This is a genomic window from Azospirillum sp. HJ39 (assembly GCF_041507355.1).
Classification (GTDB): domain Bacteria; phylum Pseudomonadota; class Alphaproteobacteria; order Azospirillales; family Azospirillaceae; genus Azospirillum; species Azospirillum thiophilum.
In genome coordinates this window covers 2,639,532-2,655,808 of sequence record NZ_CP167911.1, presented here as the reverse complement: position 1 = coordinate 2,655,808, position 16,277 = coordinate 2,639,532, and the positions used below count along the sequence as shown (strand labels likewise).

The 16,277-nt window shown below is 71.2% G+C and carries 12 protein-coding genes; 10 read left to right on the top strand and 2 right to left on the bottom strand.

Going from position 1 to position 16,277, the window contains the following annotated elements; translation table 11 throughout:
* Positions 1 to 56: 56 nt before the first annotated feature.
* From lpxD to ABMY26_RS25940, 3 genes are all read left to right on the top strand, one after another.
* The gene (gene lpxD, locus ABMY26_RS25950; RefSeq protein WP_372397454.1) at positions 57 to 1,202 is read left to right on the top strand and encodes a UDP-3-O-(3-hydroxymyristoyl)glucosamine N-acyltransferase; all 1,146 of its coding nucleotides are present in this window, start codon (positions 57 to 59) and stop codon (positions 1,200 to 1,202) included.
* Between the two features lie 174 nt (positions 1,203 to 1,376).
* Complete coding sequence (locus ABMY26_RS25945; RefSeq protein WP_372397453.1) at positions 1,377 to 2,150, top strand: RNA methyltransferase; 774 nt, start codon at positions 1,377 to 1,379, stop codon at positions 2,148 to 2,150.
* A gap of 28 nt (positions 2,151 to 2,178) precedes the next feature.
* Positions 2,179 to 2,928, top strand: a complete 750-nt coding sequence (locus ABMY26_RS25940) for a LytTR family transcriptional regulator DNA-binding domain-containing protein (RefSeq protein WP_372397452.1) — start codon at positions 2,179 to 2,181, stop codon at positions 2,926 to 2,928.
* 9 nt (positions 2,929 to 2,937) lie between these two features.
* Here ABMY26_RS25940 and ABMY26_RS25935 read toward each other — a convergent pair whose 3' ends face one another.
* Positions 2,938 to 4,341, bottom strand: coding sequence for a tetratricopeptide repeat protein (locus tag ABMY26_RS25935; protein ID WP_372397451.1), 1,404 nt, complete (start codon positions 4,339 to 4,341; stop codon positions 2,938 to 2,940).
* Positions 4,342 to 4,621: 280 nt separating this feature from the next.
* Between ABMY26_RS25935 and cowN the strand changes: the two genes are divergently transcribed.
* A complete protein-coding gene (cowN, locus tag ABMY26_RS25930) occupies positions 4,622 to 4,918 on the top strand; it encodes a N(2)-fixation sustaining protein CowN (RefSeq protein WP_372397450.1) in 297 nt (98 codons plus the stop codon).
* Positions 4,919 to 4,961: 43 nt separating this feature from the next.
* On the opposite strand, the gene ABMY26_RS25925 is transcribed toward cowN, so the two are convergent.
* Positions 4,962 to 6,374 carry a sorbosone dehydrogenase family protein gene (locus ABMY26_RS25925; RefSeq protein ID WP_372397449.1) on the bottom strand — a complete coding sequence of 471 codons (1,413 nt, stop codon included), beginning with the start codon at positions 6,372 to 6,374 and terminating at the stop codon, positions 4,962 to 4,964.
* Positions 6,375 to 6,647: 273 nt separating this feature from the next.
* On the opposite strand from ABMY26_RS25925, the gene ABMY26_RS25920 reads away from it, so the two are divergent.
* The 6 genes from ABMY26_RS25920 to ABMY26_RS25895 all read left to right on the top strand — a co-directional run bounded on the left by ABMY26_RS25920 (position 6,648) and on the right by ABMY26_RS25895 (position 16,208).
* Positions 6,648 to 10,526 carry a response regulator gene (locus ABMY26_RS25920; RefSeq protein ID WP_372397448.1) on the top strand — a complete coding sequence of 1,293 codons (3,879 nt, stop codon included), beginning with the start codon at positions 6,648 to 6,650 and terminating at the stop codon, positions 10,524 to 10,526.
* A gap of 8 nt (positions 10,527 to 10,534) precedes the next feature.
* Positions 10,535 to 11,452, top strand: a complete 918-nt coding sequence (locus ABMY26_RS25915) for a diguanylate cyclase domain-containing protein (protein WP_372397447.1) — start codon at positions 10,535 to 10,537, stop codon at positions 11,450 to 11,452.
* Positions 11,449 to 12,624, top strand: coding sequence for a molybdopterin-binding protein (locus tag ABMY26_RS25910; protein WP_372397446.1), 1,176 nt, complete (start codon positions 11,449 to 11,451; stop codon positions 12,622 to 12,624). Before ABMY26_RS25915 ends, ABMY26_RS25910 begins: the two co-directional genes overlap by 4 nt.
* A 70-nt stretch (positions 12,625 to 12,694) precedes the next feature.
* Positions 12,695 to 14,671, top strand: a complete 1,977-nt coding sequence (locus ABMY26_RS25905; RefSeq protein ID WP_372397445.1) for a molybdopterin biosynthesis protein — start codon at positions 12,695 to 12,697, stop codon at positions 14,669 to 14,671.
* Positions 14,672 to 14,917: 246 nt separating this feature from the next.
* Positions 14,918 to 15,493 (top strand): sigma-70 family RNA polymerase sigma factor, encoded by a 576-nt coding sequence (locus ABMY26_RS25900; RefSeq protein ID WP_372397444.1) that lies wholly within the window; start codon positions 14,918 to 14,920, stop codon positions 15,491 to 15,493.
* Between the two features lie 25 nt (positions 15,494 to 15,518).
* Positions 15,519 to 16,208, top strand: a complete 690-nt coding sequence (locus ABMY26_RS25895) for a ChrR family anti-sigma-E factor (protein ID WP_372397443.1) — start codon at positions 15,519 to 15,521, stop codon at positions 16,206 to 16,208.
* Positions 16,209 to 16,277 lie beyond the last annotated feature (69 nt).

Here is a 16,277-nt window from a genome sequence, read left to right as displayed (position 1 = left end):
AAGGGGCGTCGAGGCGGCGATGCGTTCCAAGCCCCTGAAACCGGTGTGCCGCACCCATGACCCAGCCCCTCCCGACCCAGCCCCCCCTGACCCTGGCCGCGATCGCCGACGCGCTGGGCGCCCGGATCGAGGGCGACGGCTCCATCCTCATTCGCCGCGCCGTCCACCCGTCGGAGGCCGAGGGGCCGGAGGATCTGGCGCTCGCCATGGACAAGGATCTGATGGCGCTGCTGCCCGGCAGCAAGGCGGTCGCCGCCGTGGTTGCCGAAGGCGTCGAGGTGCCCGACGGAATCCTGGGCCGGGTCGTGGTGCAGCGTCCGCGCTATGCGATGGCCGGAATGCTCGACCTCTTCGAACGGCCGGTCCATGCCGAACCGGGGGTGTCGCCGCAGGCCTATGTGGCGCCCGACGCGGTGGTCGCGCCCGATGCCTCCATCGCCCCCTTCGCCTATGTCGGTCCGCGCGCCCGCATCGGCGCCGGCGCCGTCGTCCTGCCGCACGTCACCATCGGTGCCGACGCGGTGATCGGCGAGGGCTGCCTGCTGCATCCCGGTGCCCGCATCGGCGAGCGGGTCGAGATGGGCGCCCGCTGCATCATCCATCCCAACGCCGCGGTCGGCAACGACGGCTTCAGCTTCGTCACGCCCGAGCCGGGCAGCGTCGAATCGGCCAAGACCACCGGGCGCGTCGTCGGCACCAACGTGCTGATCCGCCGGGTGAACTCCATCGGCACGGTGATCCTGGGCGACGACGTGGAGATCGGGGCCGGCGCCACCATCGACCGCGGCACCGTCACCGCCACCCGCATCGGCAACGGCACCAAGATCGACAACCTCGTCCAGATCGGCCACAACGTCCAGGTCGGCACCAACTGCATGCTGTGCGGTCATGTCGGCATCGCCGGCAGCACGATCATCGGCGACCGGGTGGTTCTGGCCGGCAAGGTCGGCGTCGCCGACCATGTCAAGATCGGCAGCGATGCGGTGGTCGCCGCCAATTCCGGCGTCGGCATGGACATCCCGCCCAAGTCGGTGTGGATGGGCTATCCCGCCGTGCCGCGCGCCCGCGCCTTCGAACAATACAAGGGCCTCGCCCGCCTGAAGCGCCTGTACGCCGACGTCTCCGACCTGAAGAAGCGCCTGACCGCCCTGGACGGCGGCCCGGTGAAGGTCGAGACGGAGCCGACGGAACAGCAGGAATAGCACGCGTCTCTTACCCCTCCCCGACCCTCCCCCGCTCTCGGCCGACCGAAGGTCGGTCCGATCGCGGGAGAGGGGGCCTTCCGCCAAGCGGCGGCAGTTCCCTCCACCGCCAAAGGCGGGGGAGGGTTAGGGAGGGGGCCTCGGCACTTCACCACTGATGAACTCAACGTCCCCATGACCTCCGGCCAGAACCCCACCCGCGAGTCCATCCTCGGCGGCCCCGCCGTCATCCTGGTGCAGCCGCAGCTCGGCGAGAACATCGGCGCCTGTGCGCGGGCGATGCTGAATTGCGGGCTGACCGACCTGCGGCTGGTCAGCCCACGCGACGGCTGGCCCAACCCGAAGGCGACCGCGGCGGCATCCGGCGCCGACATCGTCATCGACAACGCCAGGATCTTCGAGACCACGGCCGACGCGGTGGCCGACCTGGAGGCTGTCTACGCCACCACGGTGCGCACCCGCGACATGATCCAGCGCTTCGTCACCCCGCGCGTCGCCGCGGGGGAGATGCGCGAGCGCTACGCCGCCGGCCAGAAGGTCGGCGTGATGTTCGGGCCGGAGCGCACCGGGCTGTTCAACGACGACCTGACCCTGGCCCAGACGCTGGTGACGGTGCCGCTGAACCCGGCCTTCTCGTCGCTCAACCTGGCGCAGGCGGTGCTGCTGATCGGCTACGAGTGGTTCCAGGCCGGCGACCGCACGCCCGACCGCTTCCTGCACACCGGCCAGACCCGGCCGGCGACCATGGCGGAGCGGGTGAATTTCTTCGAGCGGCTGGAGGCGGCGCTGGACCGCACCGGCTTCTTCACCAGCGAGGCGAAGCGCCCCTCCATGGTCCGCACCCTGCGCAACGCCTTCGAGCGGATGGAGATGACCGAGCAGGAGGTGCGGACCCTCCATGGCGTCGTCGCCGCGCTGACCTCGACCCGGCGGAAAGACGGGAGCTGAGCCGAAACCGCGGCTATAGTGGGCATCCATGGAATACGCGCTGCAGAACATGGATGTCGGGTTGGTGCTGCTGGACGGGGCGCGGCGGGTGCTGGCGCTCAATCCGGCGGCGGTGCGGCTGCTGGGCGAACGGGCGGCCGGGCTGGTCGGCGCCTATCTTCACGACCTCCACCCGCCCTCGCACCGGGCCAAGGTGGAGCTGCTGCTGGCGGCGGCCGGCGACCCCGCCGCCCCGGCCTCGGCCCGTTCGATGATGGTGGCGCTGCCCGGCCGGGTGCTGGTGGTCAAGGCCAGCGCGCTGGCGCCGGCCGCGGCGGCGCCCTCCGGATCGCCTTCCGGAAACGCCGTCACCGCGCTCATCCTGATGGAGGCGGTCAAGCCCGCCGCCGCACCGCCCGCACTCCCGCCCGCTTCGCCGCCTGCCGCGGTGCGTCCGGCTGCCGAGCCGCTGGTGAAGCTGCCGGTGGAGAAGGGGCAGGGGATCGTGCTGCTCGACCCGGCGGATGCCGTCTATCTCCAGGCCGACGGCCATTACACCACGGTCCACACCGCCGACGGCGCCTTCTTCTGCGGCCTGCCGCTGTCGGAGCTGGAAGCCCGGCTCGACCCGCGCTCCTTCGTGCGCACCCATCGCGGCTACATCGTCAACCTGCGCCATGCCCGGGCGGTCGAGCGGCAGGACGGCCGCGCCGCCTTCGTCATGGCTGCCCCCGGCGCGCCCCGCATCCCGGTCAGCCGCAACCGCGCCGACGCGCTGAAGAAGCGGCTGGCCCTGTAGCAGCCCTCCTTACCGGCGCTCTTCCCACTGCCGGGCCAGCGCCGGCCAGTCGCGTCCCGGCGACGCCCAGTTCGGTTCGCCATGGGTGGCGTGGCCCGGCAACGGGCAGGCCAGGAAGCGGCCGGCCGCTCCCAGCGTGTAATGCAGGCAATAGTCGATCGAACGCCGTTCGATGCGGAAACGGTCCCAGACCGCACTGTCCTCGCGCAGCGTCGACAGCCGGCAGGCCCAGGTCATGGTGGTGCTGGCGGTAAATTTCCAATGGCTGAGCGGGCGGCGCAGCACGCAGGTCTCCTCGCCGCCGGCCTCCAGGATCCCGTGCAATTGGGTGACGCGCGGGTCGGCGTATTTGTCGGCGTGGTCATACAGCGTGACGTAGTCGGCGATCTCCAGCCCTTCGGCCAGCAAGGCACGGGCGCCGGGCAGATGCAGGTAGTCGTCTTCCAGGAAATAGACGATGACGTCGCCGCCGCCCGTCTCCTCCAGGGCCAGCGCCTTGGCGTGGAGGAAGGAGCCATGGTGGCCGAGTTCAGTTCGCCGGATCGTGCCGGACGCAAGGCAGCCGGCTTGACTCAGCATCGCCTCGACCTGCGTCAGGGTATCGTCGCGGCAATTGTCGGCGATCAGGCACAGCTCGCCGGCAGCCGGCCGGAAGGTTTTGAGGAAATTGGCGAGGCAGGCGAAGGGGCCGGCGAATTTCTCCTTGGGGTTTCCCCGGTCGCTCAGCCGGTAATATACCCGCAGCCGGGCGGGCGGGGGCGCAAAGCGCCGGGTTGCGTGCTGCCTCCAGCGCGCCGTACCGTCTTCGACCCGCTGACGATGCAGTGCCAATGCCAGATCGCAGAAGCCATCCTCATGGTCGGGTGCGACGCGGAGCAGCCGGGACAGCCAGCCGACCGCCTCCCCCGCCGATCCGTGCCGGATGGCGGCCACGCCGAAATTGCGCAGGGCCGCCGTATCGCCGGGCACCAGCGCAAGGCCGTTGCGGAAGGCCCTCCATGCCGCGGCGTGGTCGTCCTGCTGCAGGGCCAGTGCGCCGAGATCGGCATGCAAATCGGGGCACAGCGGGTGCCTTCGCGCCGCCTGCCTGAAGGCGTCGCGTGCGCCGGCGCCGTTTCCGGCCTCCAGCCGTGCCGCCGCCAGCCGCCGCCAGGGTGCCGGGTCGGCCGGCGTCAGCAGCGCCACGCGTTGCAGAACGGCAGCCATGGCGGTCCTGTCGCCCTGCCTCTTCAGCATCGCTGCGAGGTTGGCGGAGAATTCGGCGCGGGCGGGATCGCAGGCGCAGGCGCGGCGCTGGCGCGCGATCGCTTCGGATATGCCGCCCGCTCCCTCCTGGAAGCGGATGATCGCCGACAACTGCCAGGCATCGCCGGCCTCCGGCTTTGCGGCGAGGATCGCGGCGCAGATTTCCAAGGCTTCCCGCCTGCGCCCTTCACGGAAGAGTCCGGCCGCTGCCTGCATGTCCTGATGCGGTTGCAACACCGGTCCCACCATTTTCCCGTGTCGTCCGTGGGGAGAGTGGCCTGCGCTCCCGGGCGGGTCAAGCGCCGGGCCTGTCCGTTCATGCAGCGGTCCGGCCGTTCGCGCGGGCGGGATGCGGTTGGTGCAGTGCGGCTTGAAGACGCGGCCACCGCCGGGGAAGCATCGGTGCAGAGTTCCCCACCCCTGGCAACCGGCAAAGGAGGCCGCTTCCGTGGACAGCATCGAGGCACCCGACCGTTACGTCTCGTTCAAGGGCATCGACTGCGAGGGCAACAGCCGCCGCATCATCGAACGGCTGTACATGCACATCGACGATCCCGCCAAGACCAACGCCTTCTGGGAGCGGTTCCGCACCAAGCTGGCGGTCGCCGACGACCCGCTGAAACGGCAGGCCGACGGGCTGTGCCTGCTCTGCTCCAACATCTATTACCTTGCCGACCTGTTCGAGGAGCATGACGACGAGGAAGGCCTGGCGATGCTCCGCCAGCTGGAGGACGAATGCTGCTGAACGGGGCTCCCCGCCGGATCGGCTGAGCGGATCGGCTGACCGGTCAGGGCTTGCCCGCTTCCGGTTCCCTCTCCGCCGCCGCATAGGCGACGCGCCAGACCGACCCGGAGAAATCCTCCGCGATCAGCAGCGCGCCGTCGGCGGTCACCGCCAGCCCGCTCGGCCGACCCCAGGCCTGCGGCGTCTCGTCGCCGGAGTCTGCGCCCGCGGCAGGGGCGACGCGGAAGCCGGTGACGAAGGTCTCGTAGGTGCCGGTCGGGCGGCTCTTGTCGAAGGGGGCCTTGTCGAAGGGCACGAAGGCGACGGCATAGCCGGTCGGGCGCGCCCGGTTCCACGACCCGTGCAGCGCCACGAAGGCGCCCATGCGGTAACGCTCGGGAAAGTGCGTGGCATCGCCGAAGACGAGGCCGAGCGGGGCGGAATGCGCCTGGAACAGCAGGCCCGGCACCAGCGCCGCCTTGACCAGGTCCGGGCGCCGCCCGGCGAGATCGGGCTGCGGGTTGGCGCCGATGTAGGAATAGGGCCAGCCATAGAAGCCGCCCGGCGCCACCGCGGTCAGATAGTCGGGGACCAGCTGGTCGCCCAGCCCGTCCCGCTCGTTCACCACGGTATAGAGGTCGCCGGTGCCGGGCTTGAAGGCGAGGCCGACCGGGTTGCGCAGGCCGGCGGCATAGGTGCGCTGGCCGCTGCCGTCGATGCGGAATTCCTGGATGGTTGCCCGCGGCTCCGGCTCCACCCCGATGTTCCCCTCCGAACCGATGCCGACATAGAAGTGCCGCCCGTCCGGCGCCACGGCGACGGAGCGCGTGGCATGGCCGCCGCGCCTGCCGAAGGCGCCGTCCGGCGTCAGCCGCCGCCGTTCCCCCGCCCGCTCCGCCCCGGGCGTCCAGGGCAGCCGCCACACCCCGTGCAGGTCGCCGACCAGCACCGCGCCGTCGTGGAAGGCGAGACCGAAGGGCTGGTCGAACCCCTCCGCCCAGCTCTGCGCCAGCTCCGCCCGGCCGTCGCCGTCGGCATCGCGCAGCAGGGTCAGGACGCCCGGCCGCTGCCGGGCCACCAGCACGTCGCCGTTGGGCAGGACCAGCAGGTTGCGCGCATTCTCCAGCCTGTCGCGGAACAGGGTGACGGTGAAGCCGCGCGGTGCCTTCAGCGGCAGGCCGGCGGGGCGGGGCACCGGGACCGCCTCGTTGGCGACGGCCGGGGTGGCGTAGGGCTTCGGCAGAGCCTCCATCCGGACATGGACTTCTGCGCCGACCGTCTGCATCGGGTCGGCGCGCACCGGGCCGCTCATGGCGGACTGGGCCATCGCCGACCTGCTCATGGCCGTGCCGGCGGCAAGGACCGGCAGGGCGAGGACAAGCGCCAGGCCGGGCAGCAGCGGAGCCGCCGGGCGGCTCCGGATCTGCAGGCTCCGGACCTGCGGGAGAGCGGAACGCGCGGTGGAACGGTCGGCCATCGGTCGGGCGCTTTCACGGGCGGGAACTGGGATCGGGCGGACGTGACAAATCTGGGGCAGGATGCCGCCGTCCGTGCCGGAAGGCAGGGGGTGCAAGGGAGGCTGTACCGGTGGGATCCCCCGCAAGTGCCGGGCGTCCCAACCGCCGACGTTGCACATATCAAGTTGCTTGCGGTTGCCGCCTGCGCAAGACCATACTTCGGCGCGGACGGGAGCGGAACGGCAGGTAGACGTACCGGCCACCGGCGGCCGCGGTGCGGCAATGATTCGGCAATGATGGACAGACACGCGATCGACGTTGCGGCCCCCGCCCCTTCGCCCACGCGGCCCCGGTTGCTGTTGGCCGCCGCCTTCTCCCTGATCGCGCTGCTCGGTGCCGGGTTCTGGGGGTTCGTGGCATGGGCCGACCGGGTCGAGACGCTCCGCCATTCCCATGAGCAGGCGCAGGCCACCGCCCGCCTGCTGCAGGAGAATGTGCGGCGAACCGTCGCGACCGCCGACCTCGCCATCGGCCGCAGCCTGGACCTCATCCGCTACCACGGCATGCCGGGGCTGGAGATGAACCGCGATGTGTGGATCACCATCCGCGACATGGTGGAAACCCTGCCGGAGATCGCGGCCCTGTGGGTGCATGACGCTGCCGGCGACAATGTGCTGTCCAGCCGCCAGTTCCCGGTGCCGCCGGGGAACGTCGCCGACCGTGCCTATTTCCGGGCTCACCGCGACGGTGCCGATTTCCATGTCGGCGAACGCATCACCGGCCGGTTGTCCGGTGCGCACAGCTTCACGGTCAGCCGCCCGATCCTGCAGGATGGCCGCCTCCGGGGCGTCGTCCACGCCAATGTCGATCTCGACTATTTTCAGCAGCTCTACGACAGCCTGGATCTCGGGCGCGGCTCCTCCATCGCGCTCTATCGCGCCGACGGCCAGCCGGTGCTGCGTTTTCCCGCGACCGAACCGCTGGACGGTCCCGACGGGAAGGCGGTGATGCGGCACGCGGCGGAGTCCTCGAACGAAACCTTCGATGTGCCGGCACCGGTTCCGGGCGACAGGCGCATCCTGTCCTACCAGCGGGTGCCGACCCTGCCGCTGGTCGCCTTCGTCGCCCTGTCGGAAGAGACGGAGCTGGCGTCGTGGCGGGAGCGCACGATCCGCGGCAGCATCCTGGTCGGGCTGGCAGTGCTGGCCTGCGCCGGCCTGGCCTATGCCGCCCTGCGCAGCCTGGAACGCGAGGTGGTCGGCCGCCGCCGGCTGGCCGATACCAATGCCGAGCTCGACACCAAGAAGCGCGAGCTGGAGAGCGCGAACGAGGCCTTCGCCACCGCCAACCGCCGGCTGAACCTGATCCTGCATTCCGCCTCCGACAGCATCTGCGGCGTCGACCGCGAGGGGCTGATCACCTTCGCCAACCCGGCGACCTCCGTCCTGACCGGCTACGCCAACGAGGAGTTGCTGGGCGGCAACCTGCATGCGCTGATCCATTCCCGCCGGGCCGACGGGTCGCACTTCCCGTCGCTGGAATGCCCGGTGACCGAGGTGCTGCTCAGCGGGGAAAGCCGCCGCGGACTGGAGGACACCTATTGGACCAGGGCCGGGCAGCCTTTCCTGGTCGAATACAACGCCTCGCCCATGCTGGCCGATGGCAAGGTCGAAGGTGCGGTGGTGGTTTTCCACGAGATCGCCGAGCGCAAGAGGGCGGAGGCGGCGATGCAGCGCGCCCGTCTCGCCGCCGAGGCCGCCAGCCGGGCCAAGAGCGAATTCCTGGCCAACATGAGCCACGAGATCCGCACGCCGATGAATGCGATCCTCGGGCTGATCCATCTGTTGCAGCAGACCGAGCTGACCGGCCGGCAGGCCGACTATGTGCAGAAGGTGCGGGTGTCGGCGCAGTCGCTGCTGGGCATCCTGAACGACATCCTCGACTTCTCGAAGGTCGAGGCGGGGAAGCTGGAGCTGGAGCGGGTCGAGTTCCGCCTGGACGACCTGTTGCAGACGCTTGCCGTCATCGTCGGGTCCGCCGCGCAGGAAAAGGACATCGACGTCCTGTTCTCGGTCGCGCCGGACGTGCCGCTGGTGCTGGTCGGCGACCCGCTGCGGCTGCAGCAGGTCCTGATCAACCTCGCCGGCAACGCCATCAAGTTCACCGATGCCGGCGAGGTGGTGGTGTCGGTCAGGGTCCGGTCGCTCGCCGACGCCGGCGTCGAGCTGGATTTCACCGTGCGCGACACCGGCGTCGGCATCCCGCCGGAGCAGCGCGAGCGGCTGTTCCAGGCCTTCAGCCAGGGCGACAGCTCCACCACGCGGCGCTTCGGCGGTACCGGTCTGGGCCTGGCCATCTGTTCCCGGCTGGTCCGGCTGATGAACGGTGCGATGGATGTGGAGAGCGAGGTCGGCAAAGGCAGCGTCTTCCGCTTCCATGCCGAATTCGGCCGTCATACCGGGGCCATGGGTGGGGCCATGGGTGTGGGGGCCGTCGGCCCGGCAGCCGGTGGGCCGGTGCCGCCGCGCCAGGTGCCGCGTGACCTGACGGTCCTGGTGGTCGACGACAACGTCACCGCGCGCGAGGTGCTGAGCGAGATCGCCGGCGCCTTCGGCTGGACGGTCACCGCCTGCCGCGACGGCCGGACCGCCATCGACGAGCTGGAGCGCGCGGCGGCCTCCGGCAGAGCCTATGACGTGGTGCTGATGGACTGGAAGATGCCGGGGATGGACGGCATCGAGACGGCACGCCGCATCCGCGCCGACGCGCGGTCCGGCACTCCGATGATCATCGTCATCAGCGGCTATGGCCGTGAGCGGCTGGGGGCGCGTTTCGAGGAGGCCGGGGTCGCCGGATTCCTGGTCAAGCCGGTGACCGCCTCCACCCTGCTCGACGCGGTCACCGTCGCCTACGCCCATGCCCACGGAAAGGCTGCAGCCCTCCTGCCGGCCGCGGTCCCGGCGGGAGCCGCGAAGGGACCGGGCGACCGGCCGCTGGAAGGCCGGCGGCTGCTGCTGGCCGACGACAACGCCATCAGCCAGCAGGTGGCGCGCGAGATCCTGGAGCGGGCCGGGGCTGCCGTCACCGTCGCCGCCACCGGCCGGCAGGCGGTGGCGTGCGTGCAGGCTGCCGACCGTCCTTTCGACGCCGTGCTGCTGGACGTGCAGATGCCGGACATGGACGGCTTCGAGGCGACGGCGGCGATCCGCGCGCTGCCGGAGGGGCGGCGCCTGCCGATCCTGGCGATGACCGCCAGCGCCTTGCCGGCGGACCGGCAGCAGTGCCTCGACAACGGCATGGACGACCATGTGCCCAAGCCGCTCGACCTGCCCCAGCTCTTCGCCACGCTGGCCCGCTGGATCGGACCGCCGACGGATGCGGCGGCGCCTGCCGCGCCTTGCGCGCCGGACCGGCAGCCGGAGCAGGGCGATCCCAGGGGCGATCCCAGGGGCGGTCCCGGCCGGACCGCGGCGGCGGTCCTGGCAAGCCGGTCCGCCCGGCAGCCCGGCAGGATATCCGGCGCCATACCCGGCGCGATGCCCGACATGCTGCCGGGCATCGATCTCGCGGACGCGCTCAACCGGCTGGACGGCGATGCCGGTCTGTTCCGCCGCTTCATCGGCCAGTTCGCCTCCTCCTATGCCGATGTGGCCGAACGGATCGCCGCCGCGCTGGAGACCGGTGACCTTCCCGCCGCCAAATCGGTCGCGCATGAGCTGAAGAGCGTCGCCGGCAACCTCGGCGCCCGCCGCCTGTCCGCCGCGGCGGATGCGGTGCAGGTCGCGATCCAGCAGGACGACCCCGCGGCGGCGGAGGTGCAGGTGCCGGTGCTGCGGTCCGAACTGGCCCTGGTTATGGACAGTGCGCGCCGGCTGGCGAAGGATGCGGGGGCGAGGCCCGCGGGGAGGCCGGACGGCGGCGGCCCGGACCGGTCGCCCGAGAAACGGCAGGCGCTCGCCGCCAGGCTCCCCCGATTCGCCAAATTGTTGCAAGACAGTAACTTCGCAGCGGCGGAGGAGTTCGGTATGCTGGCACCGTTGCTGACGGACTGGGTCGAGCCCTCGACGGTGAAGGGGCTGTCCGCCGCCATCGACGGACTGGATTTCACCAAGGCGCTTGGCATCGTGCAGCGGATCGCACGGGATCTCGGCCTTTCCTTATCGACGGTCTGAACTTGCGCATGACCGAACTTCGCCCGAAAATCCTGGTGGTGGACGACATCCCGTCCAACATCCATGTGCTCAGCCGCATCCTGCGGGACGATTACGACATCTATTTCGCCACGGACGGCGAAAAGGCGCTGGACCTCGTGCCTGCGCGGATGCCCGACCTCATCCTGCTGGACATCATGATGCCGGGAATGGACGGCTACGAGGTGTGCCGCCGGATCAAGGCCGATCCTGCCACCCACGACATCCCGGTCATCTTCATTTCGGCCAAGAGCGAGGTGGAGGACGAGACCCGCGGGCTGGAGGTCGGGGCCATCGACTTCATCACCAAGCCGATCAGCCCGCCCATCGTCAAGGCCCGGGTGCGCAACCACCTGCTGCTGAAACGGCAGGCCGACCTGCTGCGCAGCCTGTCCTTCCTGGACGGTCTCACCGGCATCGCCAACCGCCGCCGCTTCGACGAGGCGATGGCGCGCGAGTGGCGGCGCTGCGCCCGGTCGCACCTGCCGCTGTCGCTGATCATCCTCGATGTCGACCATTTCAAGGCCTACAACGACCAGTACGGCCACCAGGCCGGGGACGAATGCCTGCGCGTGGTGGCCGAGGTGCTGTCGGAGCGGGCGCGTCGGCCGAGCGACCTCGTCGCCCGCTATGGCGGGGAGGAGTTCGTCTGCCTGCTGCCGGAGACCGACGGTCCCGGCGCCAGCCGCGTTGCCGAGGATTTCCGCGTCGGCGTCGCCGAACGCCGCATCCCGCACGGCCAGTCGTCGGTTGCCCCCTACCTCACCATCAGCCTGGGCGTCGCCACCGTGACTCCGACCGCCGACAGCAGTCCCGAACAGCTGGCCGAGATGGCAGACCAGCTTCTCTACCGCGCCAAGCGGGCCGGCCGGAACCGCGTGCAGGATGCGATGGTGCCGGTGCCGTGAGCGCCGCGTCTGCCGCCTTCGACGTCCGCGGCCGCGGCTTCGCCCGCCGCGCGCCGCTGTCCCTCGCCTGGGACTGGATCGACGGCAGGATCCTGCAGCCTGCCGCGTGCAGGCTGGCGCTGGCGGATTGCGCCGGGCTGCGGCTGGCCGGTGCGGTCGCGGCGGACGGCGACTGGCCGCCCGCCGACCGGGCCGCGGCAGACGGCTATGCCGTGGCGGCGGCGGACACGCTGGGTGCCGGTTCCTACAACCCGGTGCCGCTGATGGCGGCGGTTCCGGTGTCGGCCGGCGAGCCGATGCCGCCGGGCTGCGACGCGGTGATCCCCTTCGAGGCGGTACAGGCCGACGGCCTGCTGCCGGAGGCGGTCGATGCGGTGGCGCCGGGCTGCGGGGTGGAACGGCGGGGCGCCTGGATGCGGGCAGGCGGCCCGCTGCTGCCGGCCGGGCGACGCCTGCGGCCGGCTGATCTCGGACTGCTCGCCGCCGCCGGCCATCGTACGCTGCCGGTCCTGCCGGCGCCGCGGGTGCGCATCCTGCTGGCGGGCGGCCCCAGGGACGGGGCGCCGGAGCAGTTGGGGGCCATGCTGGCGGCGCTGGCGGTGCGCGACGGCGGCCGGGTCGAAAGCCTCGAGGCGCTGCCTGCCGACCGTGCCGCCCTGGCGCTGGCCTATGCGCGGCCGGGTGCCGACCTGATCCTGTCGGCCGGGCGCACCGGCTGCGGGCCGGACGACGTGGCGCCGCCGGCGCTGGCGGATGCCGGCAGCCTCGACCTGCACGGCATCGCCATGCGGCCGGGCGGCAGTGCCGGGCTGGGGCTCGCCGCCGGGGAGGAGGGCAGCGTGCCGGTGCTGCTGCTGCCGGGCGAGCCGATGGCGGCGCTGGCCGCCTACGAGCTGCTGGCCGGCCGCGCGGTGCGGCTTTGCGCCGGCAGGCCTGCCGGTCTGCCGCATGCGACGGCCGACGCGGTGACGGCGCGCAAGCTGGTGTCGGAGATCGGCTGCCTCGACCTCCACCGGGTTCGGCTGGACGGTGACGGCCGGATCGAACCGGTGGGCTCGCCCGGCTGGCCGGGCCTTGCGGCGGCGGCGAGGGCCGACGGCTTCGTGCTGGTCCCGGCGGAGAGCGAAGGCGTGCCGGATGGCGCCGCGGTCACCATGTATCGTTTCGACTGAGCATCGCTCCGTTCGATCCCGTTCCGCCCCGATCTTTTCCACCCCGATCTTTTCCACAGAGGCTTTCCGCGTGCACAGTTCCGACCAGAGCCGCGAGGACATCCGCCGTTTCGTCGCCCAGGCCGCCCGCCAGGACCAGTTCCTTGAGGTGGTGAGCGGGGAGGAGGCGCGGGCGCGTTTCCACCGCCATCTCGACCTGTCCCCGCGCGGGGAGGAGAGCGTGCCGCTGTCTGCTTCGCTGGGCCGCGTGCTGTCGGCCGACGTGGTGGCGGAGGTCGATGTTCCCGGCTTCGACCGCTCGGTGGTCGATGGGTTCGCGGTGCGCGCTGCCGACACGCTCGGCGCGGCGGAGGATGGGCCGGTCGCCCTGCGCCTGAACGAGGAGGTGCTGGCCGCCGGCCATGCGCCCATGCTGACGGTGGAGCCCGGCACCGCCACCGTGATCGCCACCGGCGGCATGCTGCCGCGCGGTGCCGACGCCGTGGTGATGGTGGAGACGACGGAGGCGGTCGAGCGGCCCGATGGCCTGTTCGTCACGCTCACCCGCCCGGCGACGCCCGGCGCCTTCGTCGCTGCCGCCGGGTCCGACATCGGCCGCGGCGAGGTGGTGCTGCGCCGCGGGCAGGTGCTGACCTCGCGCGAGATCGGCGTGCTGGCTGCCATCGGCCTCGCCGAGGTGGCGGTGGTGCGCCGGCCACGCGTCGCCATCCTGTCCACCGGTGACGAGATCGTCGCGCCGGGCATGCCGATCCGCCTGGGCGCCGTCTATGACAGCAACGGCGCCATCCTTGCCGCCGCCGTCGCCGAGCTGGGGGGCGAGCCGGTGCCGCTGGGCATCGCGCCGGACGAGGACGAGGCGCTGGACCGGCTGGTCGCCGAAGGCCTGCGCTGCGATGCGCTGCTGCTGTCGGGCGGCACCTCCAAGGGGGCGGGCGACCGGTCGCACCGGATCGTGGCGCGGCTGCCCGACCCCGGCATCGTCGCCCATGGCGTGGCGCTGAAGCCGGGCAAGCCGCTGTGCCTCGCCGTGACCGCCGGCAAGCCGGTGGTGATCCTGCCCGGCTTCCCGACCTCGGCGATGTTCACCTTCCACAGCTTCGTCGCGCCGGTGCTCCGCGCCATGGCCGGCTTGCCCCCCGCCGCGGTGGAGGAGGTGCCCGCCACCCTGCCGGTGCGGCTTGGGTCGGAACGCGGGCGCACCGAATATGTCATGGTTTCGCTGGTCCATGGCGCGCAGGGGGACGAGCTGGCCGCCTACCCGCTGTCGAAGGGATCGGGATCGGTCACCGCCTTCAGCCATGCCGACGGCTTCCTCGCCATCGAGGCCCATGCCGAGGCGCTGGAGGCCGGCACCCCCGTCTCGGTCCAGCTGCTGGGCCGGGCGCTGGCGCCCGCCGACCTGATCCTGGTGGGCAGCCAGTGCATCGGCCTGAACGCCGTGATCGGCCGCCTGATCGACGGCGGACTGACGGTCAAGGCGCTGAATGTCGGCTCGATGGGCGGGCTGGCGGCGGCGCGGCGCGGCGAGTGCGACATCGCGCCCATCCATCTGATGGACCCGGCGACCGGCAGCTACAACACCCCCTTCCTGGCGCCGGGGCTGGAACTCGTCACCGGTTACCGCCGCATGCAAGGCATCGTCTTCCGCCGCGGCGACCCGCGATTCGAGGGGAGGACGGCGGAGGAGGCGGTGGCCGCCGTCGCCGGGCTGCCCGACTGCATCCTGATCAACCGCAATGCCGGCAGCGGCACCCGCATCCTGACCGACCGGCTGCTCGGCGCGGCGCGGCCGACCGGCTATTGGACGCAGGCCAAGTCGCACAACGCCGTCGCCGTGGCGGTGGCGCAGAACCGGGCCGACTGGGGGATGGCCATCGCACCGGCCGCGGACCTCTACGGCCTGGGCTTCCTGCCGCTGCGGGAGGAGCATTACGACTTCGTCATTCCCGCGGCCCGCCGCGACCGTCCGGCCGTGCGCCGCTTCGTCGAGGCGCTGGAAACGCCGGAGGTGGCGGTAGCGCTACGGGAGATGGGGTTTTCGCGTTAGGGTCCGATCGATCCGTCCTGCACATTCGCCTGCAAGTTCGAATAAATCGTCGGTGGCAGGGTTTTTTTGTGATCCGACAACTGTTCCGTTGCGTAGCTACGGTCAGGATACGACATAAGGGCCCGGCGGGAAGGCCGGGGGCATGCGGGGCCGTCATGGAGTCCGCAAGGGGGTGGCTGTCGCGAAATCCGGGGGTGGGACCATCCCCGGCTTGTGCGGCGATGGTTGTTCCCCTTGAATGGGCCTATGCAAGACCATCATCCCCCTGCGGCCGACACGACCCCCAGTCTGGAAAGTCTCCTCGTCGCCGTCGGGCGCGGGCGGGACCGGCAGGCGTTCGGGGTCCTGTTCGACCATTTCGCGCCGCGGCTGAAGACCTATCTTCGCCGGTTGGGATGCGAGTCCGCCAGCGCGGAAGAGCTTGTTCAGGAGGTCATGCTGTTGGTCTGGCGTCGTGCCGAAACCTACGATCCGATCCACGCCTCGGCCGGCACCTGGGTGTTCACCATCGCCCGCAACAAGCGGATCGATGCGTTGCGCCGCGAACAGCGGCCGGAGATCGACCCCGACGATCCGGTCCTGGTCCCCGCACCCGAAGAGGCCGCCGACCGCCGGATCGAGGTCAAGGAAAGCAACATCCGGCTGCGCGCTGCGCTGAAGGATCTGCCGCCCGAACAGGCCGACCTGCTGCGCATGGCCTATTTCGAGGACAAGCCGCACAGCGTCATCTCCGCCGAGCATGGCATCCCGCTCGGCACCGTGAAGTCTCGTCTGCGCCTGGCGATGGAGCGCCTGCGCCGGTCGATGAAGGATGTGGAATGAGCGTTTCGGGTATGAGGCATTCCGGATGAACCGGCCCACCCACCATCCGGGCGACATGCTGCTGATCGACTATGCCGGCGGCGGCCTGTGCGAAGGGGCGGCGCTGGCCGTGGCGACCCACATGGCCTTCTGTCCCGCCTGCCGCCATGCCGTGGCGGAGATGGAGGCGGTCGGCGGCGCCCTGCTCGACGAGTTGGAGCCGGCGCCGCTGTCGCCCGGCTGCCTGGAGATGATGATGGCGCGGCTGGACCATGAGCGGCCTGCGCCATGCCGTGCCGGCGCGGTCGCATCCAAGCCCGCAGCGAAGACCGATTGCCTGCGCTATCCCGAACCGCTGCGCGGCTATCTGCGCGGCCGCCTCGACCGTGACGGCAGGCTGACGGAGGAGGGCTGGCGCTTTCTCCAGCCCGGCATGCGCTGCATCGACCTGCCGGCCGGTGCCAACGGCACGACGACCCGGTTGATCCGGATGAAGGGCGGAGTTGCCGTGCCCCGGCATACCCATGGCGACATCGAGCTGACCGTGGTGCTGGAAGGCGGCTTCTCGGACGAGTTCGGCGCCTTCCAGCCCGGCGACATCGCCGTCGGCGACCCGTCGCTGGAGCATCGCCCGGTGTCCGACCCGGAAGGCTGCCTGTGCCTCGCCACCACCGTCGGCGGGCTGAAGCTCACCGGGCCGGTCGGGCGCTTCCTCAACCGCTTCATCAATTTCTGAACGGCGGATGCGTTCCATCCATCCTCTCCCGTCCTGCGGGGGAGAATGGATGGAAAAGCGGGCAGGGGC

What these genes read in the sequence shown, in the direction of transcription:
- lpxD (WP_372397454.1), top strand. Translation starts at nt 57, where the DNA reads ATGACCCAGCCCCTCCCGACCCAGCCCCCCCTGACCCTGGCCGCGATC.
- ABMY26_RS25945 (WP_372397453.1), top strand. Translation starts at nt 1,377, where the DNA reads ATGACCTCCGGCCAGAACCCCACCCGCGAGTCCATCCTCGGCGGCCCC.
- ABMY26_RS25940 (WP_372397452.1), top strand. Translation starts at nt 2,179, where the DNA reads ATGGAATACGCGCTGCAGAACATGGATGTCGGGTTGGTGCTGCTGGAC.
- ABMY26_RS25925 (WP_372397449.1), bottom strand. Translation starts at nt 6,374, where the DNA reads ATGGCCGACCGTTCCACCGCGCGTTCCGCTCTCCCGCAGGTCCGGAGC.
- ABMY26_RS25920 (WP_372397448.1), top strand. Translation starts at nt 6,648, where the DNA reads ATGATGGACAGACACGCGATCGACGTTGCGGCCCCCGCCCCTTCGCCC.
- ABMY26_RS25915 (WP_372397447.1), top strand. Translation starts at nt 10,535, where the DNA reads ATGACCGAACTTCGCCCGAAAATCCTGGTGGTGGACGACATCCCGTCC.
- ABMY26_RS25900 (WP_372397444.1), top strand. Translation starts at nt 14,918, where the DNA reads ATGCAAGACCATCATCCCCCTGCGGCCGACACGACCCCCAGTCTGGAA.
- ABMY26_RS25895 (WP_372397443.1), top strand. Translation starts at nt 15,519, where the DNA reads ATGAACCGGCCCACCCACCATCCGGGCGACATGCTGCTGATCGACTAT.